This is a genomic window from Caulobacter sp. NIBR2454, from assembly GCF_027474405.1.
In the GTDB taxonomy this organism is placed as follows: domain Bacteria; phylum Pseudomonadota; class Alphaproteobacteria; order Caulobacterales; family Caulobacteraceae; genus Caulobacter.
The window spans coordinates 1,578,964-1,598,100 of the sequence record NZ_CP114871.1; the positions used below are offsets into that span (position 1 = coordinate 1,578,964).

A 19,137-nucleotide genomic window follows, 5' to 3' on the forward strand; every position below is an offset into this window, starting at 1 on the left:
GTTCAGGCTCCCGTCATGATCAAGGCGCGGTCGAGGACGGCCACGGCGTCCATGCCGGCGAAGATAAATTCGTCCACCCCGTCGGCCTTCAGTTCGCGCTCCAGGTCGCCGGGTTTGCCGGCGAGAAAGAGGTGCTTCACGCCAGCGGCTTTCAGAGTCTTGGCGGCGCGGCCGGCTTCCTCGGCGTAGCGGTCGTCCGAGGAGCAGAGGATGGCCAGGGACGCCTTGCCGGCGTCGTATTCCTCGACCGTCCCGATCTCAGCCGCGACCCCGCCGGCCGCGAACAGGTTGCGGGCGAAGGTCAGGCGCGCGGTGTAGTCGGTCGGCGCGCCGATGGTGGCGAGGAAAATTGTGGGCTTGGTCGTTGCGGCGCGATCACGCAGAGCCTCGAAGGGTTCGGACAGCCGCATGGGCGTCAGGGGCCGGCACCTGCTATCGGGGCCGGGCACGCGGACCTCCGGCTGTTCGGCGGCGGGGCTGGCCTTTGCGTCTTCGGTCTCGACCGCCGTCTCGGCGATGTTGGGGAACTCGGAGGCGCCGACCAGGCCGTCCTTGCGGCTGACCACGGCGGCGAGACGGGCCGTGCGGGTCTTGTCCGCTTCGTCCTGGATCACACCGGCCTCGAGGGCGGCGATGATGCCGCCAGCCTGCTCGATGGCCTGGAAAGCGGTCCAGGCGGCTTGCGCCAGCTGGTCGGTGAGGGTGTCGAGATACCAACTGCCGCCGGCGGGGTCGGCGACGCGGCCGAGCGCGCTCTCTTCCATCAGCACCAGCTGGGTGTTGCGGGCCTGACGGCGGGCGAAGGCGGTCGGCAGACCGGCGGCGTCGGTGAAGCAGCCGATGCGCACAGCGTCCGCTCCGCCGACCGCTCCAGCGAAACCGGCGGCGGTCAGGCGCAGCAGGTTGGTCCAGGGATCAAGCTTGCTGAGCATGCGCTGCGAGGAGCGTGCTTCGATCCGAGGGGGCAGGGCTTGGATCGCGCAGGCGCCGGTGAGCCTGGCCCACAGCGCCTTGGCGGCGCGGACCTTGGCGACGCCGGTGAAGTATTCGCCATCCAGACTGACGCCCAGAGTGATCCCGGCGAAGGCCTTGTCCATGGGCAGGCCGGCCCGGACCAGGGCCTTGGCGTAGGTCAGGGCGGCGGCGGCTATGAAGGCCAGCTCCTGCGCTTCGCCGCCGCCGGCCTCGTGTACGGCGCGGCCGCTAGCGAGAAACAGCTCGGCCTTGGGATAGGCCTGGACCAGACGCGCGGCGACGGTGGCGGCGCTGACAATGTGGCTTTCCACCGGTCCCGGGCTGACGCCGACCTGAGCCCAGGCGGTCAGGGGATCAAGATGGAAGGCGAGGGGAGCCGCCGGAGACGCTTTGCCAAGCGGCGCCAGCCAGTCGGCGGCCTTCGGGCCGAGAAGCCCAGCCTCCAGCGCGACGGGCGCCATGTCCACATAGACCCCGTCGAGCACGCGGGCGAGGTCGGCGGCCGAGCCGACAGCGACGCCATCCCGACCGGTCGGGTCGAGCTTGAGGGTGACGGAGACCGCGCCGTTCTCCAGATCCTTCAGCGCCTCGGCATTGGCGCGGGTTGGATCGGGGTGAGCGACAGCCATGCGGATATCCCACGGGCCGTCCGGATCGCGCGGACGCAGGTCGCGGGCGACGACCGGCGCGTCGGTGTAGAGCGGCTGGATCGACAGGCCGTCGTGCGTGCGGCGGACCAGCCGTTTGTCGAAATCGCCGCCCTTCAGCGTCTTGTCGACCAGCGCCATCCAGTCTGCGTGGGATGGGGGGGTGAAATCATCCGCCAGCTTGAGGATTTCTTCGTCCAACCTGCGTGCTCCCGCTGCGATGCAGCATTTTTTCTTTCGGTCATGCGCTCGCGTCGCAAGGTCAGTCAAGCGGTGCTTGCGCGGTTGGAACGGACGTTTTACTTACATCGTACATTCAAAAGTCTTCGGGAGAGACGACCATGGCCCTGCCGCCCATCCTGCGTGACCGCCTGCGCCTGCCCGTGATCGGCTCGCCTCTCTTCATCATCTCCAATCCCGATCTGGTTATCGCCCAGTGCAAGGCGGGGGTTGTGGGCTCGTTCCCGTCCCTGAACGCGCGGCCGATCTCGCAACTGGACGAGTGGATGGCGCGGATCACCGAGGAGTTGGCGGCATACGACAAGGCCAATCCGGACGCCCCGAGCGCGCCTTTCGCGGTCAACCAGATCGTCCACAAGTCCAACACCCGGCTGGAGGAGGATCTGGAGCTGTGCGTGAAGTACAAGGCCCCGATCGTCATCACCTCGCTTGGCGCGCGGGAGGACGTGAATCACGCGGTTCACTCCTATGGCGGCATCACCCTGCATGACGTGATCAACAATCGCTTCGCCAACAAGGCGATCGAAAAGGGGGCCGACGGCCTGATCCCGGTGGCCACCGGCGCCGGCGGCCATGCCGGCACCCTGTCGCCCCTGGCCCTGATCCAGGAGATTCGCGCCTGGTTCGACGGTCCGGTGGCCCTGTCGGGCGCCATCGCTCACGGCCGCTCGATCCTGGCGGCCCAGGCCATGGGCGCGGACCTGGCCTATGTGGGCTCGGCCTTTATCGCCACCAAGGAAGGCAATGCGGTCGAGGGCTACAAGCAGATGATCGTCGACAGCACCGCCGACGACATTCTCTATTCCAACCTGTTCACCGGCATCCACGGCAACTACTTGGCGCCGTCGGTGGTGGCGGCGGGGCTGGACCCCGCCAACCTGCCGGTCAGCGATCCGTCGGCCATGAACTTCGGCTCGGGCGGCAACTCGGCCAAGAAGGCGTGGAAGGACATCTGGGGCGCGGGCCAGGGCGTGGGGGCGATCCATGACATCCCCTCCGCCGCCGACCTGATCGCCCGTCTGTCGGCGGAGTACGAAGCGGCCAAGGCCGAACTGGCGGCCAAGACGGCCCTGACGCCGGGCGGCAAGCTGTCGTTCGCCGCCGGATAGACGGGGATAACTCCACACAAGTCCGCCCCCGCGGCGGAGGACTGAAGCTGGGCGTCTTTTCCGCGATGGAGAGACGCCCTTGTCCGATGATGCGACGCCCCGTCTGGGGCTGCCCTATCTGGCCGCCGGCCAGGCCCAGAAACACGTCACCCTCAATGAGGCCCTGAGCCGGCTGGACGGCCTGGTTCAGCCGGCCGTGGCCAGCCGCACAGTCGCCGCGCAACCAGCCGATCCGATGGACGGCGCGCTCCACATCCTGCCAGCGGGGGCGAGCGGCGCCGACTGGGGCGGCAAGCCTGTCGGGACCTTGATGCGGTTTGAGGCCGGGGCCTGGGAGGCCTTGCCGATCCAGCCGGGCTTTCTTGCCTGGATCGCCGACGAGCAGATTCTGGCCGTCCGCACCGAGGCGGGCTGGGCCGCGTTATCGTCCACCTTTCGCAACCTGACCGCCGCCCTGTCGCCCAGGGGCGCGGCGACGCGGTTCGAGATTCGCGAGCAGGAACTGACCCTGGCTGGCGCCAGCGTGGCCAGCACGCTTCTCATTCCGGCGCGCTCCATCGTGCTGGGCGTGTCGACCCGCACCACCCAGGCGGTCACCGGCGCGACCAGTTACAGCTGCGGCGTCGCGGGGGAGGCGGGCAAGTTCGGCTCCCTGCTGGGCGCGGCGCCGGGAAGCGCCAATATCGGCGTGGTCGGGCCGGCGGCCTTCTATGCCGACACGCCGGTGATCCTCACCGCGGCGAGCGGCGCCTTCACTGGCGGCCGGGTGCGGCTGTCCATCCACCTGATGACCTTTGAGGGAGCGGCGTCATGAGCGCGCTTCCTCGTAAAGTCCCTGACGCGGCCTGCGACCTTGTCATGGCATGGGAAGGCCTGCGGCTGGAGGCCTATCGCGACTCCGGCGGCGTCTGGACCATCGGTTATGGTCATACGGCTCCAGGTTTCGGCAAGGGGTTCAGGATCAGCCTTCTGGTCGCGCTGGCCTGGCTGGCGGAGGACCTCGAGATCGCCGCCAAACGCCTCGAGGGCCGCATAGGCCGTGAAGCGGTCGATAGCCTCAGCGACAACCAGTACGCGGCGCTGCTGTCCTTCGTCTTCAACCTGGGCGCCGGGGCGGATTGGACGATCTGGCGGCTGCTGCGCGAGGGCAGGCTGGACGAGGTCCCCAACCAGATGGCCCGTTTCGTCCATGCGGGAGGCGTAAAGCTGAAAGGGCTGGTCAATCGGCGGGCGGCCGAGATCAAGCTTTGGCGATCTGCGACGTCGTAACCATACCCCGCGCTGGCGCTCGCGCATTTATGTCCTACATTGAGTCCAGATAAGGAGGCCGAGATGGGCGTGAATGTGCGCAATGCGGTGGTTCAGAACGACGGCCGGACGGTCGCGTCCGCGCATTTCGTCGCCGCCCAGGGTCTCAGCCAGACCGACAAGGTCGCGGCGCTCTCCGCGCTCGTGAACGACGCCGCCGCCACCCTGGGCCTGCCTTTCCAAGGGCCGGAGGCGGCGGAAGTCCTGTACCAGATCGCCGACGAGCGGGCTGGCGCGACCAGCATCGCCTTCGAGACCAACGCCAGCACCACCGGCGTCTCCGAACCTGAGCAAGAGGCGTCGTGGCGCCAGCGGCTCTGGCGCACGGTGCATGCGCGCACAGTGATCGTCGCCGCCAGCGCCCTTGTGCTGGGGGCGCTGGTCGGCGCGGTTCTCCGCGGCGCTTAAAAGAAAAATATCTCGAAACCAGCTGTAACCGAGCGGGTTCTCTCTCCGAATACAAGGAGAGACGGGTGAACTTTGCCTTGTGCAAACACAGGCGTCGCAACTTTAAATTGCGCGCATGCGGTCTTCTTGATCGGTGCGTCTTGGGACGCGTCTGATGGCGGAGGACGTGCATGGACTGCTGGCCCGCATCAACCAACCCAGCCTGCGATACCTGACCTTCGCAGATCCTGAGGAGGGGCCGGAGGACCGCCCAGCGGCCGTGGAGACCCTGGCCGGCGGGGAGGCTGAGTTGGCCCGAACGTCAAGGCCAAGGCGGACGGAGCCGGAGCCAACCGGCGGCGGCCTGCTGCGCCGATATCGAACCCCTGTGCCCGAGCGTCCCCCATCGAAACCTGCGCCAGGCAACCAGGCGATAGTTTTGAGGACGCTGTTCGATCAGTACGCCCGGCTCATGGCGAGCGTCGAAAAGCGTCGCGCCTGAACGGTCGCAGAAGCGGCCAGGTTCGTTGATCTGATTTTTTGGGAAGTGGCGGGGGCCCAGGTCTTGAAACCTGGGCCCCCGTGGTGCCGCCGGGCAGGATTGAACTGCCGACCTCAGCCTTACCAAGGATGCGCTCTACCACTGAGCTACGGCGGCGAAGAGGAGCGGCGTATAGCGAAGACCGGCGGGCAGGTGAAGCCGAAAATCGATCAAATTTCATATTGACCGCATCGACTCGCCGCGACACCGCTTCAGACATGACTCAGGACAAGGAAAAAACCGATCCGAAGGCCGAGCGTGACGCCAAGCTGGCTCAGGCGCTTCGGGCGAATCTGCGACGTCGGAAGGTCGGCGCTGCCGGAACACCGAAAAAGACGAGCGACGAGCAGCCCTGACGGCGTTTTTCCGCGCGGGGGACTTGTAGAGGCGCCCCTTGCGTGAGGTAGAACCGCTGCTCACATGGGCCGAACCGGGTCTGTAAGGCCAGGCTTCAGGGCTAGGGGAAGATTTTGGACAGAATCGCCATCACGGGCGGCGCCCAGCTGAACGGGGAAATCCCCATCAGCGGCGCCAAGAACTCGGCTATCAAATTGATGGCGGCGAGCCTGCTCACCGACCAACCGTTGCGCCTGACCAACATGCCGCGGCTGGCTGACACCAAGTTCCTGGGCAAGCTGCTTAAGCGTCTGGGCGCCGCGGTGGACGAAAGTGACGGCGCTGACGGCGCCGAAACCGTGCTGCATGTGCCGGAGATCATGAGCGCCATCGCGCCCTACGATCTGGTTCGTCAAATGCGCGCCTCGTTCAACGTGCTGGGACCGCTGGTCGCCCGCACCGGACAGGCGAAGGTTTCGCTGCCCGGCGGCTGCACCATCGGCGCGCGGCCGGTCGACCTGCATCTGCAGGCGCTTGAGGCGCTCGGCGCCAAGATCGACCTGCACGAAGGTTATGTCTTCGCCCAAGCCCCACGCGGGCTGAAGGGGGCCGAGATCACGTTTCCCTTCGTTTCGGTCGGCGCGACGGAACATGCCCTTCTGGCCGCCGTCATCGCGAACGGCGTGACTGTGCTGCATAATTGCGCCTGCGAGCCTGAGATCGCCGACCTCGCCGAGTGCCTCAACAAGATGGGCGCCAAGGTCGAGGGGGCGGGGACGCCCACCATCACCATCACCGGCGTCGCCAAGCTGGGCGGCGCGACCTACGCTGTCATCCCCGACCGCATCGAGATGGGAACCTACGCCGTCGCCGCGGCCATGGCGGGCGGCGAAGTGCGGCTGACCAATTCGCGCCCGGGCCTGATCGACGCCTTGCTGAAAAAGATCGAGGAAGCGGGGGCGGGCGTCACCGAGACCCCGGACGGCGTCATCATCAAGCGCAACGGCTCGCGCCTGAACGCGGTGGACGTAGAGACCGGCGTCTATCCGGGCTTCGCCACCGACCTGCAGGCCCAGTTCATGTCTCTGATGACCACGGCCAAGGGCGAGAGCCGCATCCGTGAGACCATCTTCGAAAACCGCTTCATGCACGTGCCGGAGCTGGCGCGTCTGGGGGCCGATATTTCGGTGTCAGGCGGCGAGGCCGTCGTGCGCGGCGTCGAGCAGCTGGAAGGGGCCGAGGTCATGGCCACCGACCTGCGAGCCTCGGTCAGCCTGGTGATCGCCGGGCTGGTGGCGCGCGGCGAGACGGTGGTCAGCCGCATCTATCACCTGGATCGCGGCTTCGAGCGGCTGGAAGAGAAGCTTGGAAACTGCGGCGCTCAGGTGCGCCGGATCCACGGCGAACCGGACGAGCTTTGATCATGGCCTCTGAACCGCTTCGACTTCTGGCGCAGGATGACGGGGATCTGGCCGTGATCTCGGCGGCTCTGCAGGACGCGTTGTCCAAGATCGGCGACATCACCTGGGAGCCCAAGGCCAAGCGCCTGACCCTGGCTTTCAACCGCTACCGCTGGGAAGCTGGCGGCAAGGGCAAGGGGGGCGAGCGCATTCGTTCGGCCCTGCAATTGGGCGGGGTCCTGTCCGTTCAGGCCCGCAAGCTGCGCCGCGACGCCAAGGGGGCCGTCGTCGAGCTGCTGTCGATCACGTTCGAGCCGGGCGTCGCGCCGGGCGGGGTGATCCTGTTCAACTTCGCGGGCGGCGGCGATCTACGGGCAGAGGTCGAGTGCATCGACGCGATCCTGGCGGACGTATCCGAGCCGTGGCGCACGAGCCGCACTCCGGGTCACGCCGACTGACGCCGCCTTCGCCAGCCGGGCTTGATGTTGTATAGCCCGGCTCATGCGCAGGTTCCGATCCGCCGACCCCGACTTTGAAGCCCGTTTCCAAGCCTTTGTAGGTGAACAGCGGGGCTCGCCCGACGATGTGGGCGCGGCCGTTCGCTATGTCCTCCAGGCCGTGCAGAACGAAGGCCTTCCCGCTGTGCTGCGTTTCACGCGTCAGTTCGACAAGATCGAGCTGAACGAGGAGACGATCCGTGTCACCGCCGAGGAGATCGCCGCCGGCGCGGCGGAATGCCACCCCGAGGTGCGCGAGGCCATCAAGCTGGCCGCGTCGCGCATCAAGGCGTTCCACGAGCGTCAGAAGCCGGCCGACCAGCGCTTCGTCGACGAGGCAGGCGTGGAGCTGGGCTGGCGCTGGACGCCGCTGGAGGCCGTGGGCGTCTATGTACCCGGCGGCCGCGCGGCCTATCCCTCGACCGTTCTGATGAACTGCGTGCCGGCCAAGGTGGCGGGCGTCGATCGGATCGCCATGGTCACGCCCCCTGGTAAGCTGGAGCCAGCGGTCCTGGCCGCCGCACAAGAGGCCGGCGTCACCGAGATCTGGCGTGTCGGCGGAGCCCAAGCCGTCGCCGCCCTGGCGTTTGGCGCGGGGCCCATCGCGCCCGTCGACAAGATCGTCGGCCCGGGCAACGCCTTCGTCACGGCCGCCAAACGTCAGATTTACGGGATCGTCGGGATCGACGCCTTGGCGGGTCCGTCCGAGATCGTGGTCGTGGCCGACGGCAAGAACGACCCCACCTGGATCGCCGCCGACCTGCTGTCCCAGGCCGAGCATGACCCCGCGGCCCAGTCGATCCTGATCACCGACGACGAGGCGTTCGCCGACAAGGTCGAACAGGCCATCGCCGCCGAGCTGGAGACGCTGGCCACCGCCAAGGACGCGGCGGAGTCCTGGAAGAACCATGGCGCGATCATCATCGCCCCTCTGGCCGACAGCCCACGCCTGGTGAATATCCTGGCGCCCGAGCACGTGGAGTTCGCCCTGGACGATCCGGAGGCGCTTTCCGACCAGGTGCGCCACGCCGGCGCGATCTTCCTGGGCAGGCATACGCCCGAAGCCATTGGCGACTACATCGCCGGCTCCAACCACGTCCTGCCCACCAGCCGGGCGGCGAGGTTCCAGTCGGGCCTGTCGATCTATGACTTCCTCAAGCGCACCTCGATCGTCAAATGCGATCCGGCGTCGTTCGCGCGGCTTGGTCCGGCGACGGTGGCCCTAGCCACGGCCGAGGGTTTGCCCGCTCACGCCCGGTCGGCGGCGGTGCGGCTGAAGTGAGCGGTCCGCACGCCCTCAAGTCGATCGAGATCGACGAGGAATCCCTCGCCGCCGCTTCACGCGACCAGGAGCAGGAGCGGCAGATCGCGATCTATGACCTGATCGAGGAGAACAGCTTCCAGCCCGAAGGCGCGACCGGCGGGCCGTACGACCTGAAGATCTCGCTGGTGGAGAACCGCCTGGCGCTGGACATCGCCGGCCCAGAGTTCGCCTACCGTCACCTGCTGTCGCTGTCGCCGTTCCGAACGGTGATCAAGGACTACTTCATGGTCTGCGAGAGCTATTATCACGCGATCCGCAACTCGACCCCGCAACAGATCGAGGCCTTGGACATGGGGCGGCGGGGTCTGCACAACGAAGGTTCGACGCTGCTGCGCGAGCGCCTGGACGGCAAGGTTCAGCTGGATTTCGACACCGCCCGGCGCCTGTTCACCTTGATCTGCGCCCTGCACTGGCGGGGCTGATCCCGTGCTCGAGCTTCCGGGGGCGGTGCTGTTCGCCTGCAACTTCAACCGCGTGCGTTCGCCCATGGCCGAGGGGTTGTTGCGATTGCGGTTCGGGGACCGGATCTTCGTCGATTCCTGCGGACTGAAACCGGACCCGGCGGGGCGGGCCGCCGATCCCTTCGCCCGGGCGGTGATGGACGAGGTCGGCTTTGATCTTTCCACTCATCGCGCCAAGACCTTCGACGAGTTGGAAGACGAATCCTTCGACATGGTCATCTCGCTGACGCCCGAGGCGCAGCACCGGGCGGTGGAGCTGTCGCGGGGCAGGGCGGTGGAGATCCTTTACTGGCCGACGATCGATCCCACCCTCGCGGAAGGTTCGCGTGAAGGCGTGATCGAAGCCTATCGCCGGGTTCGCGACGACCTTTCGGCCGCCATCCACAGGCGGTTTGGGACTGCATCGACGTTCGGCGGGTGAAACCGCTATATGGCGGCGCGTTTCGGCGCGTCCGCCGCTTGAGGGGCCATGAGCCAGACTGAGAACAATCGCCCGCCGCTGGTCCTGGCCAGCGCCAGCCCCCGACGGCTGGACCTGCTGCGCCAGGTGGGGATCGAGCCTGATCGCGTGGCGCCGGCCGATATCGACGAAACCCCGCTGCGTGACGAGACGCCTCGCCGCCTGGCGCTGCGTCTGGCGGTCGAGAAAGCCGAGGCCGCGGCGGCCATGGAAGCGGGCGCGGTCGTTCTGGGCGCCGATACAGTGGTCTGTGTCGGCCGTCGCATCCTGCCCAAGGCCGAGACCGAGGCGCAGGCGCGTCAGTGCCTGGCCCTGTTGTCGGGTCGCGCCCACAAGGTCCTCACCGGAATCGCCGCTGTCGCCCCTGACGGGCGCAAGGCCTCGCGCCTGGTGGAGACGCGCCTGCACTTCAAGCGCCTGACCGACGCCGAGATCGAGGCCTATGTCGCCAGCGGGGAATGGAAGGGCAAGGCGGGCGGATATGGCGTTCAGGGCAAGGCTGGCGCGTTCGTCATCAACCTGGCGGGCTCTTACACCGGCGTGGTCGGGCTACCGCTCTATGAAACTGTGAATCTGCTTTCGGGACTTGGGTGGCGAGCATGAGCGAGCGCTGGCTCTTTTTGGATCGAGGAATCGGCGAGACGCGCGGGCTGGTCGTGCATGATGGTCGACCGGAACGTCTGGTCATCGTCCGTGATGGCGACGATCCCATCCTGACCGAGGGGGCCCGTTCGGTCGCCCGAGTCCGCAAGATTGAGAAGGTGATGTCGACCGCCTTCCTGGAACTGCCTGGCGGGGCGGAGGCTATCCTGGCGCTGAAGACCGACATGCCGCCCCTGGTCCAGGGCGGAGCGGTGGAGGTCGAGATCAAAAGCGAGCCGCGCAACGGCAAGCTGGCCGTCGCCCGCTTCATCGCCGAAGCCCAGGGCGCGCCGCGCCTGACCGCGGCTCCCACGGATCTGGCCGAGCAGATGATGCTGTGGGCCGACACCGAAGAAGTCTTCGAAGGCCCAGAAGCCCGCGCCGCCATCGACGAGGCGGAGGAGGAAGTCCTTCTGACCGTCCACCCGTTGCCGGGCGGCGGGACGATCAGCATCGAACCGACCCGCGCCCTGATCGCGGTGGATGTGGATCTGGGCGACCGGGGCGGGCAGGATTCCAAGAAGGTCACCCGCCAGGCGAACATGACGGCCCTGACCGTGGGCGCGCGTCTGATGCGGCTGAAGGGTCTTGGCGGCCTTGTGGTTTATGATCTTGTGGGACGGGGCCATGACGGCCACGCGCTGCTGGGCGTGGCGCGCAAGGCTTTCGCGCCCGACAACCCGGGCGTGGCCATCGGCGCGATCAGCCGGTTCGGCACCATGGAGATGACCATCCCGCGCCGACGCCGCTCGGTGCTGGAGATCCTGCGCGGCCCGGACGGTCGTCTTACGACCACGACCCTGGCCCTGCGGCTGGTTCGGATGATCGAGCGGGAAGGGGCCTCGTCCCCTGGCGGGCGACTACGGGCGTTCTGCTCTCAGGCCGTTTCGGTTGCAGTGGAGCCTTATATTCCCGCGGTGCGCGATAAGCTGGGCGCGCGGTTCGAAATCCAGATTTCCGATCGCGGCGGCCCCGAGTATCTGGAGGTGGTCAGCAAATGAGCAAATCGTGCCCAATCTGCCGCAAGCCGACCGATGCGGCCTTTAAGCCGTTCTGCTCGAAGCGCTGCGCGGACGTGGATCTGCAGCGCTGGCTGGTGGGAAGCTATGCGGTCCCCGGCGGTCGCGACGAGGACGAGCAGGACGGTGTTTCGACCCTGCTTTCCGACGACGAAGAATAAGGCGTTCGACCGGCTGGACAGGCCGGTTTGTCTCTTCTATAGACGCGGCTCCCGCGAATGCGGGGACGGTTTTCGAGCCTCATTTGATGGCTTCGGACACGTTTCAGGCCTGGGTAGCTCAGTTGGTAGAGCAGCGGATTGAAAATCCGCGTGTCGCTGGTTCGATTCCGGCCCCAGGCACCACTTCCCCACAAGTCGATACGACCTAGGCCTGCGGCCGAAGCGCACGGGCGAATTCCCGCGCCGCGCTGCAACGTGGATATTGCCCAGCCGGGGTGATTTTTGCTGTTTTGCGACGGTTTTAATTTGTGCGGCGCAATGAACCTAACGCCGTTAGGTCGCTCAGGATCAAATATCTATCGTTGGAAGCCCTTGACGATGGGGCAATGGTTCGCCAAAGGACCATGACCGCAATTCTGACATTGCGGTAATTCTCGGACGGCCCTCGGGTCGTTCGGGGCCCTCGCGCCTTCGAAACGCGGTTCCGGCCTCAGGGTCGGCTCAACGTTACGGGTCGGGCGCAGCGAAGCGGTGTTGGAGTCGAACTCAGACTAAGAAGTAGATTCCCGCATATTCGTAGGGTGGAGACGCTTTCGCGCGACGACCCTTGTGTCCAAACGTGCTAGACCAATCAGGAACTGGCGACAGATGCTCAACAAACGACTGACTTTCATTCTCGGCTTCGCCGGCGCTGCGGCGCTCATGGCGGCCGCCCCGGCCCTCGCTCAGGAAGCCCCTGCGACGATCGCCCACGCCGGCAAACTCACGCCCGTTCAGATGTTCCTTGACGCCGACCCGGTCGTTAAGGTCGTCATGATCGGCCTGGTGCTGGCTTCGGTGTTCTCGTGGGTGCTGCTGATCAGCAAGCTCTTCGAGTTTGGCTCGCTCAACAAGCAATCGGACAAGTACCTGGAATCCTTCCGCGGTGCGAAGTCGATCGCCGACATTGGCCGTCTCTCTTCCTCGGAAGAGTTCGAAGGCAACCCGATGGCCGACATGGCCGCCGCCGCCTCCGCCGAAATCGAGCTGTCCCGTCAAGCGGGCCTGCAAGTTTCCGGCACCCACCGCGACTCCACGCTGGTTCGCGTTCAAACCGCCATCAACGCCGTGCAAGCCAACCTGGCCAAGCGCATGTCGGGCGGCATGACCTTCCTGGCTTCGGTCGGTTCTTCGGGTCCGTTCATCGGTCTGTTCGGTACCGTTTACGGGATCATGAACTCGTTCATCGGTATCGCGAACACCAACACGACCAACCTGGCCGTCGTCGCTCCCGGCATCGCCGAAGCGCTGCTCGCCACCGGTATCGGTCTGTTCGCCGCTATCCCGGCGGTTATCTTCTACAACTACTTCCAGACCCGCATCTCGGCCTACGGCACGCGCGCTGAAGGTTTCGTGGCTGAACTGACCAACGCGCTGTCGCGTCAGCTCGACAAGGGGGCGTAAGGCCTATGGGCGCCAAACTCTCTGGAGGGGGCGGCGGTAGGTTCAACATCGAGCAGAACAGCGAGATCAACGTCACGCCGTTCGTCGATGTTATGCTGGTCCTCCTGATCATCTTCATGGTGGCGGCTCCGCTAGCCACCGTGTCGGTGGAAGTGGACCTCCCGCCTGCGGTTGCGCAAGCGTCGCAGAACCCGCCGAAACCGGTCTACATTTCGATCCAGTCCAATGGGGCGATCTATATCGGGGACTTCGAAACCTCGGTGGATACCATGGGCGCCGATCTGAAGAAGAATGTGGGCCGTCGCGACCCGACGAAGGAGCGCATTTACATCCGTGCTGACAAGCAAACCCGCTACGGGGCTTTCATGCAGGTGATGAATACGCTCCAGGACAACGGGTTTTACAGCGTGGCGCTCATCGGCGCCGATGCGGCAGCTTCGTAGGGGTGCATGGTTGAATGGCTGAAGAACAGCAAGAACCCAGGCGTCACTACGATCCGCTGACCGCTGAGGGAGGCCCGAAAAAGAAGGGCCTTGGCGCCTTCGGTGTCGGTGTACTGGTCGCCTTCGGGCTTCACGCTCTCCTCGGGGTCTACCTGTGGAAAGTGAAGTTCGAGCCGAAGTACAAGGAGTACACGGACGAAGCGGTGAAGGTGGACGTTATCAAGCCGCCGCCCCCGCCGCCTCCGCCTCCGCCGCCGCCGCCGCCGACCAACGAACCGCCGCCTCCGGCCAAGGTTCAGCCGCGTCCGCCGGCAAACGTCCCCCCGGACGTGACGCCGCCGCCGCCGCTGCCGATCCCGCCGGTGAAGGAACGGGTCGAAAGCCCGGCTCCGCCGGTGATCTCGACGGCTCCGCCGGCCCCGGCGGCTCCGCCGCGGCCTTCGGTGATCACGAACCCTGACTGGCTGCGCAAGCCGAGCGGTGACGACCTTGCTCGTTACTACCCGGATCGCGCCCAGCGGATGGAAGTGAACGGTCGTGCGACTATCTCCTGCCAGGTGACCGCTCGCGGCACCCTGGAGAGCTGCTCGATCGTTTCGGAAGACCCGGCCGACTACGGCTTTGGCGACGCCGCCATCAAGCTGTCGCGGATCTTCCGGATGCGTCCGAAAACCAACGACGGCGCGCCCGTCGAAGGTGGCACGGTGCGGATCCCGATCGTCTTCCGCGTCCCCACCTAGGGTCCGCGAGAGCGAACAAAAAGAAGCGCCCCGGAGAGCGATCTCCGGGGCGTTTTCTTGTTATAATGCGCCCTTGAAATGACGCCTTGGCGCTTGATCCGAAGCGCCCGGGAGACTAAAGGACACCCCTCGCGAAGCGTGCCGCCTTAGCTCAGTTGGTTAGAGCGCTAGATTGTGGCTCTAGAGGTCCTCAGTTCGAACCTGAGAGGTGGTACCATTCGCTTGATAAGGCCCGGCGGCGACGCCGGGCCTTTCTCATTTCAGCCATGGCCGAGCGCTCCTGGCGGGCGCCGGGCCGCCTGCGAAGTCTCTGGCGCCCAAAACAAAAGGCGGACGTCTATGACGCCCGCCTTGCTGTAGCGAAAGTTGTCTTGGCCCCGCTATTGCGGAGGCGTCCAGCCGCCGCCCAGGGCCTTGAACAGGACGATCTGATTGGTGGTCACCTGAGCCTCTGAGCTGGCCAGCTGGGCCTCCAGGGAGGCCAGGGTGCGCTGGGCGTCCAGCACGGTCAGAAAGCTGTCCACGCCCGCGTCGTAGCGCATGCGCGCCAGGCGCAGGGCGTTGGCGCTTTGCTCGCGGCCGCGGCGCAGGGCGCTTCGGCGATCCAGTTCGCGGGCATAGGCCGACAGGGCGGTCTCGGTCTCCTGCAAGGCGATAAGGTTGGCCTGCTCGAAGCTGGCCAGGGCCGCATCCGCCGCCGCGCCGGCCTGGCGCACACGAGCGCGCCCGGCGACCATGTTTGGGAAGCTCCAGGAGATCAGGGGCCCAACGTTGAAGGTGAAATCGTCACCCAGGTCGCCGGCGTTCGCGGCGAGCGTGGCGATTGAGCCGCCCAGGTTCACCGACGGATAGAGCGAGGCGGTCGCCACGCCGATCCGGGCTGTGGCGGCGGCCAGGCGGCGCTCCGCCTGGCGCACGTCCGGCCGGCGGGCCAGCAAGCCAGCGCCGTCGCCCACGGGGATCGCCGCCACGGCTTGCGGGATGGCGGTGCAATCGCGGGCAGCGACCGGAATCTGGGCCGGCGGCTGGCCGGTCAGGACCGATAGGCGAAAGAGCGCCGCATCACGCGCCGCCAGCAGCGGCGGCAGGGTGGCGCGGGTGCTTTCGACCTGGGTCGAGGCGCGGGAGATGTCCAGGCCCGTGCCGCGCCCGCTGTCGAGCTGGCGGCGGGTGAGGCCCAGGGTCTCCTCCTGCAGGCCCAGGGTGCGATTGGCCACCTCAAGCTGCACGTTGGCGGCGCAGGCGTCCGCGAAGGCGCGGGCGGTCTCGGCGGCCACCGTCAGGCGTGTGGCGTCCAAGGCCGCCTGGGCGGCGTCAGCGTCGGCGCGGACCGCCTCGATTGAGCGGCTGACCCGGCCGAAGATATCGACCTCGTAGGCCAGGTCGAACCCGGCCGAGAAGGCGTCGCCCTCGATGAAGTCTCCTGTGGCCAGGTTCTGTTGGCGCACACGGGCCGCCGAGCCCGAGAGGGTCGTGGACGGGAGCCGCCCGGCGCGGGTCTCGCTGAGCGAGGCGCGTACCTGAGCCAGGTTGGCCGAGGCGACGGCGATATCGCGGTTGGCCTCCAGCGCCTGGGCGATCAGGGAGTCCAGAGCCGGGGCCTGGAACAGCCGCCACCAGTCGCCGGCGGGCTCCTCAGCCGTGAAGGCGGGCGAGGAGGCGCTGACGAAGGCGCCCTGCGTCGGAACACCCATCGGCTTGACGTAGTCCGGCCCAGCCGCGCAGGCGGCGAGGACGGAGACGGAGGCGCTCAGGACGAGCGCGCGGGTAAGGCGGCGCATCAGTGGGCTCCGTCGTTGTCGTGGGCCGGGGCGTGGGGCGGCAGGCCGCCCGTGGTGGGGTAGCTCGGCTCCTTGGCCGGCGCCTTGGGCAGACGAAGCGCGATCCAGCGGCACAGGACGTAGAACACCGGCGTGAAGATCAGGCCGAAGAACGTCACGCCCAGCATCCCGAAGAACACCGAGGTGCCCAGGGACTGGCGCATCTCCGCGCCCGGACCCGTGGCCAGCATCAGGGGCACGACGCCCAGGATGAAGGCGAAGGAGGTCATCAGGATCGGCCGCAGGCGCGTGCGGGCGGCGTTCACGGCCGCTTCGAAGCGGTCCATGCCTTCCTGCTCCTCGGCCTGCTTGGCGAACTCCACGATCAGGATGGCGTTCTTGGCGGCGAGGCCGACCAGCACCACGAAGCCGATCTGGACGAGGATGTTGTTGTCCAGGCCCATGATGTTGACCCCGACGATGGCCGCCAGAATGCACATCGGCACGATCAGGATCACCGCCAGGGGCAGAGTGAAGGCTTCGTACTGCGCGGCCAGCACCAGGAAGACGAAAACCACGGCCAGGCCGAAGATCAGGGCGGCGGTGTTGCCGGACTGCTTCTCCTGATAGGCGAGTTCCGTCCACTCGTAGCTGAAGCCCTGGGGCAGGGTGGACGCCGCCATGGCTTCCATCTTCTCGATCGCCTGGGCGGACGAGACGCCGGGGGCGGCCTGACCCTGAAGTTCGGCGGCCGGGAACAGGTTGAAGCGCACGACGCGAGCCGGGCCCGTCCCATCTTCCAGATTGGCCACCGAGCCGAGGGGAACCATGCCGCCCGAGGTCGAGCGGACCTTCAGGTCCCCGATGTCGGAGATGTCGTCGCGCTGGCTAGGCTCGGCCTGGGCGGTCACGCGGAACGTGCGGCCCAGCATGTTGAAGTCGTTGATGTAGTTGGAGCCCAGATAGGTGCCCAAGGTGCTGTAGACCTCGCTCGGCTGCACGCCGAGCAGCAGGGCCTTGTCGCGATCCACGTCCGCGTTGATACGCGGCGAGCGGGTGTTGAACTGGGTGAAGACCTGCTGCAGCTCCGGGTCCTGGGCCGCGGCGCCCATCATGGCGAAGGACGCGCCTTCAAGGGCCGGATAGCCGGCGCCCGAACGGTCCTGGATCATCATCTTGAAGCCGCCGCCGTTGCCCAGGCCCTGAACGGGCGGGGGCGACAGGACGAAGACGTTGGCTTCCTGGATGGCTCCCATCTTCTGCATGACCGCGCCAGCCAGGTTGTTGGCCGACAGGTCCTTGCCGCGTTCGCTCCAGTCCTTCAGGCGGATGAACATAGTCCCGGCGTTGGAAGCCTGCGAGAAGCTGGCGCCGTCGAGGCCGGAGAAGGCCGCGACGCTTTCGACGCCTGGAAGGTCGGAGACGATCTTGCTGGTCTGGGTCAGCAGGGCGTCGGTCCGCTCCAGCGATGCGCCAGGCGGCAACTGGACGACGCCGATCAGCACGCCCTGGTCCTGTTCCGGGATAAAGCCGGCGGGGGTGGCGCCGAGACGCCAGCCGGTGACCAGCAGCAGGCCGCCATAGACGATCAGCACGATCATGCTGGCGCGGATCAGGCGCGCGGTCAGTCGGCCATAGCGATCAGCCAGCCAGTCGAAGCCGTCGTTGAACCGCTTGCCGGCCTTCTGGATCGGGCGCAGCCAGCGCGGTCCCTGGTTTTCGTGATCTTCCTTGTGCGGCTTGAGCAGCAGGGCGGCCAGGGCAGGCGAGAGGGTCAGGGAGACCAGCAGCGAGATCAGCGAGGCGGCCGTAATGGTCACCGCGAACTGACGATAGAACTGGCCGGGAATGCCGGACACGAAGGCGGTCGGAATGAACACTGCCGCCAGCACGAGGCCGATGGCGATCAGAGCGCCGGAGACCTCGTCCATGGTCCGATAGGCGGCCTCCCTGGGCGTCATGCCCAGTCTGAGATTCCGCTCCACGTTCTCGACCACGACGATGGCGTCATCGACCACGATGCCGACGGCGAGCACCAGGGCGAACAGCGACAGCGAGTTGATCGAGAATCCGAGCGCCAGCTGCACCGCGAAGGTGCCGACCAGAGCCACCGGAATGGCGATGATGGGAATGATCGCCGCGCGCCAGGTCTGCAGGAAGACCAGCACCACGATGACCACCAGCACCACGGCTTCGAACAGGGTGTGCTGCACCGCCTCGACCGAGGCGGCGACGTATTCGGTGGGGTTGTAGGGGATCGAATAGGTGACGCCTTGAGGGAAGTTCGGCTTGGCTTCCTCGACCGCCGCCAGGACGCGCTCGGCGGTGCCCAGCGCGTTGGAGCCAGGCTGCTGCACGATGGCCAGGCCGATGCCGCGATCACCGCCGAAATAGCCTCGGATGCCATAGTCCTGCGAACCCAGCTCGACGCGGGCGACGTCGCGGACGCGCGTCACGCGGCCGTCGGCGTCGGTCTTGATGACCACGTCGGCGAACTCTTCGGGGCTGGAAAGGCGGCCCTCGACCTGCACCGGCATTTCGTTGGCCGTGTCGCCGCCAAAGGGCGGCTGGCCGATGGAGCCGGCCGCGACCTGGACGTTCTGGGTGCGAAGGGCGGTGACGATCTCGCTGGCGGTCAGGTTGCGCGCGGCGGCCCGGCCCGGGTCGATCCACACGCGCATGGAATAGAGACCGCCGCCGAACACCTGGACGCCGCCGACGCCTTCGATGCGCAGCAAGCTGTCGCGCAGGGCGGAGTTGGCGTAGTTGCCGATGTAGTCGATATCGACGTTGGGGTCCTTGCTGGTCAGGGCGACCAGCATCAGGAAGCCGGTGGACTGCTTGTTCACCGTCACGCCGATCTGGCGCACCTGTTCGGGCAGGCGCGGTTCGGCCAGGGCGACGCGGTTCTGAACCAGCACCTGAGCGGCGTCGAGGTCGGTGCCCGGCTTGAAGGTGACGGTGATCTGAGCCAGCCCGTTGGCCGACGACGAGGTCATGTAAAGCATGTCCTCGACGCCGTTGATCTCCTGCTCGATAGGCGCGGCGACCGTCTCGGCGAGGGTTTCGGCCGAAGCGCCCGGATAGGGCGCGGCGACGGAGATCGTCGGAGGCGCGATCTCGGGATACTGGGACAGCGGCAGCAGCGGATAGGCGAAGGCGCCGATCAGGCTGATGAAGACCGCGATGACGGCCGCGAAGATCGGCCGGTCGATGAAGAAGTGCGAGAAACGCATCTGACGCT

19 protein-coding genes and 3 tRNA genes are annotated in these 19,137 nt (G+C 66.8%); 18 read left to right on the forward strand and 4 right to left on the reverse strand.

The window, feature by feature from the left end; translation table 11 throughout:
- Positions 1 to 2: 2 nt before the first annotated feature.
- Positions 3 to 1,823 carry a methylmalonyl-CoA mutase family protein gene (locus O5K31_RS07780; RefSeq protein ID WP_332367275.1) on the reverse strand — a complete coding sequence of 607 codons (1,821 nt, stop codon included), beginning with the start codon at positions 1,821 to 1,823 and terminating at the stop codon, positions 3 to 5.
- A gap of 140 nt (positions 1,824 to 1,963) precedes the next feature.
- On the opposite strand from O5K31_RS07780, the gene O5K31_RS07785 reads away from it, so the two are divergent.
- From O5K31_RS07785 to O5K31_RS07800, 4 genes are all read left to right on the forward strand, one after another.
- Positions 1,964 to 2,971 carry an NAD(P)H-dependent flavin oxidoreductase gene (locus O5K31_RS07785; RefSeq protein WP_269716732.1) on the forward strand — a complete coding sequence of 336 codons (1,008 nt, stop codon included), beginning with the start codon at positions 1,964 to 1,966 and terminating at the stop codon, positions 2,969 to 2,971.
- Between the two features lie 79 nt (positions 2,972 to 3,050).
- Positions 3,051 to 3,785 carry a DUF2793 domain-containing protein gene (locus O5K31_RS07790; protein ID WP_269716733.1) on the forward strand — a complete coding sequence of 245 codons (735 nt, stop codon included), beginning with the start codon at positions 3,051 to 3,053 and terminating at the stop codon, positions 3,783 to 3,785.
- Entirely contained in the window at positions 3,782 to 4,240 is a 459-nt protein-coding gene (locus O5K31_RS07795) for a lysozyme (RefSeq protein WP_269716734.1), read from the forward strand. Before O5K31_RS07790 ends, O5K31_RS07795 begins: the two co-directional genes overlap by 4 nt.
- A gap of 63 nt (positions 4,241 to 4,303) precedes the next feature.
- Complete coding sequence (locus tag O5K31_RS07800) at positions 4,304 to 4,687, forward strand: hypothetical protein (RefSeq protein ID WP_269716735.1); 384 nt, start codon at positions 4,304 to 4,306, stop codon at positions 4,685 to 4,687.
- A 562-nt stretch (positions 4,688 to 5,249) separates the two neighbouring features.
- Here O5K31_RS07800 and O5K31_RS07805 read toward each other — a convergent pair.
- A tRNA-Thr gene (locus tag O5K31_RS07805) sits at positions 5,250 to 5,324 on the reverse strand.
- A 65-nt stretch (positions 5,325 to 5,389) separates the two neighbouring features.
- On the opposite strand from O5K31_RS07805, the gene O5K31_RS07810 reads away from it, so the two are divergent.
- From O5K31_RS07810 to O5K31_RS07875, 14 genes are all read left to right on the forward strand, one after another.
- Entirely contained in the window at positions 5,390 to 5,563 is a 174-nt protein-coding gene (locus tag O5K31_RS07810) for a hypothetical protein (protein WP_269716736.1), read from the forward strand.
- Between the two features lie 114 nt (positions 5,564 to 5,677).
- On the forward strand, positions 5,678 to 6,964 hold the full coding sequence (gene murA / locus O5K31_RS07815) for a UDP-N-acetylglucosamine 1-carboxyvinyltransferase (protein ID WP_269716737.1): 1,287 nt from the start codon (positions 5,678 to 5,680) through the stop codon (positions 6,962 to 6,964).
- Positions 6,965 to 6,966: 2 nt separating this feature from the next.
- Positions 6,967 to 7,401 (forward strand): DUF2948 family protein, encoded by a 435-nt coding sequence (locus tag O5K31_RS07820; protein WP_269716738.1) that lies wholly within the window; start codon positions 6,967 to 6,969, stop codon positions 7,399 to 7,401.
- 43 nt (positions 7,402 to 7,444) lie between these two features.
- On the forward strand, positions 7,445 to 8,722 hold the full coding sequence (hisD, locus tag O5K31_RS07825; RefSeq protein ID WP_269716739.1) for a histidinol dehydrogenase: 1,278 nt from the start codon (positions 7,445 to 7,447) through the stop codon (positions 8,720 to 8,722).
- Positions 8,719 to 9,186 carry a UPF0262 family protein gene (locus O5K31_RS07830; RefSeq protein ID WP_269716740.1) on the forward strand — a complete coding sequence of 156 codons (468 nt, stop codon included), beginning with the start codon at positions 8,719 to 8,721 and terminating at the stop codon, positions 9,184 to 9,186. The genes hisD and O5K31_RS07830 overlap by 4 nt, the downstream gene beginning before the upstream one ends.
- A gap of 4 nt (positions 9,187 to 9,190) precedes the next feature.
- A complete protein-coding gene (locus O5K31_RS07835; RefSeq protein ID WP_269716741.1) occupies positions 9,191 to 9,646 on the forward strand; it encodes an arsenate-mycothiol transferase ArsC in 456 nt (151 codons plus the stop codon).
- A gap of 48 nt (positions 9,647 to 9,694) precedes the next feature.
- Positions 9,695 to 10,288 (forward strand): Maf family nucleotide pyrophosphatase, encoded by a 594-nt coding sequence (locus O5K31_RS07840; RefSeq protein WP_269716742.1) that lies wholly within the window; start codon positions 9,695 to 9,697, stop codon positions 10,286 to 10,288.
- Positions 10,285 to 11,328 (forward strand): ribonuclease E/G, encoded by a 1,044-nt coding sequence (locus tag O5K31_RS07845; RefSeq protein ID WP_269716743.1) that lies wholly within the window; start codon positions 10,285 to 10,287, stop codon positions 11,326 to 11,328. The genes O5K31_RS07840 and O5K31_RS07845 overlap by 4 nt, the downstream gene beginning before the upstream one ends.
- A complete protein-coding gene (yacG, locus tag O5K31_RS07850; RefSeq protein WP_269716744.1) occupies positions 11,325 to 11,507 on the forward strand; it encodes a DNA gyrase inhibitor YacG in 183 nt (60 codons plus the stop codon). Before O5K31_RS07845 ends, yacG begins: the two co-directional genes overlap by 4 nt.
- Positions 11,508 to 11,614: 107 nt before the next feature.
- Positions 11,615 to 11,690: transfer RNA gene (locus O5K31_RS07855), tRNA-Phe, on the forward strand.
- Positions 11,691 to 12,155: 465 nt separating this feature from the next.
- On the forward strand, positions 12,156 to 12,950 hold the full coding sequence (gene exbB, locus O5K31_RS07860; RefSeq protein ID WP_269717021.1) for a tonB-system energizer ExbB: 795 nt from the start codon (positions 12,156 to 12,158) through the stop codon (positions 12,948 to 12,950).
- Positions 12,951 to 12,955: 5 nt separating this feature from the next.
- Positions 12,956 to 13,393, forward strand: a complete 438-nt coding sequence (locus tag O5K31_RS07865; RefSeq protein ID WP_269716745.1) for a biopolymer transporter ExbD — start codon at positions 12,956 to 12,958, stop codon at positions 13,391 to 13,393.
- A 14-nt stretch (positions 13,394 to 13,407) separates the two neighbouring features.
- Positions 13,408 to 14,133: an energy transducer TonB gene (locus tag O5K31_RS07870; RefSeq protein WP_269716746.1), complete on the forward strand. Its 726-nt coding sequence runs from the start codon at positions 13,408 to 13,410 to the stop codon at positions 14,131 to 14,133.
- A gap of 140 nt (positions 14,134 to 14,273) precedes the next feature.
- Positions 14,274 to 14,350: transfer RNA gene (locus tag O5K31_RS07875), tRNA-His, on the forward strand.
- Between the two features lie 163 nt (positions 14,351 to 14,513).
- Here O5K31_RS07875 and O5K31_RS07880 read toward each other — a convergent pair.
- Entirely contained in the window at positions 14,514 to 15,914 is a 1,401-nt protein-coding gene (locus O5K31_RS07880) for an efflux transporter outer membrane subunit (RefSeq protein WP_269716747.1), read from the reverse strand.
- Positions 15,914 to 19,129 carry an efflux RND transporter permease subunit gene (locus tag O5K31_RS07885; RefSeq protein ID WP_269716748.1) on the reverse strand — a complete coding sequence of 1,072 codons (3,216 nt, stop codon included), beginning with the start codon at positions 19,127 to 19,129 and terminating at the stop codon, positions 15,914 to 15,916. Before O5K31_RS07885 ends, O5K31_RS07880 begins: the two co-directional genes overlap by 1 nt.
- Positions 19,130 to 19,137 lie beyond the last annotated feature (8 nt).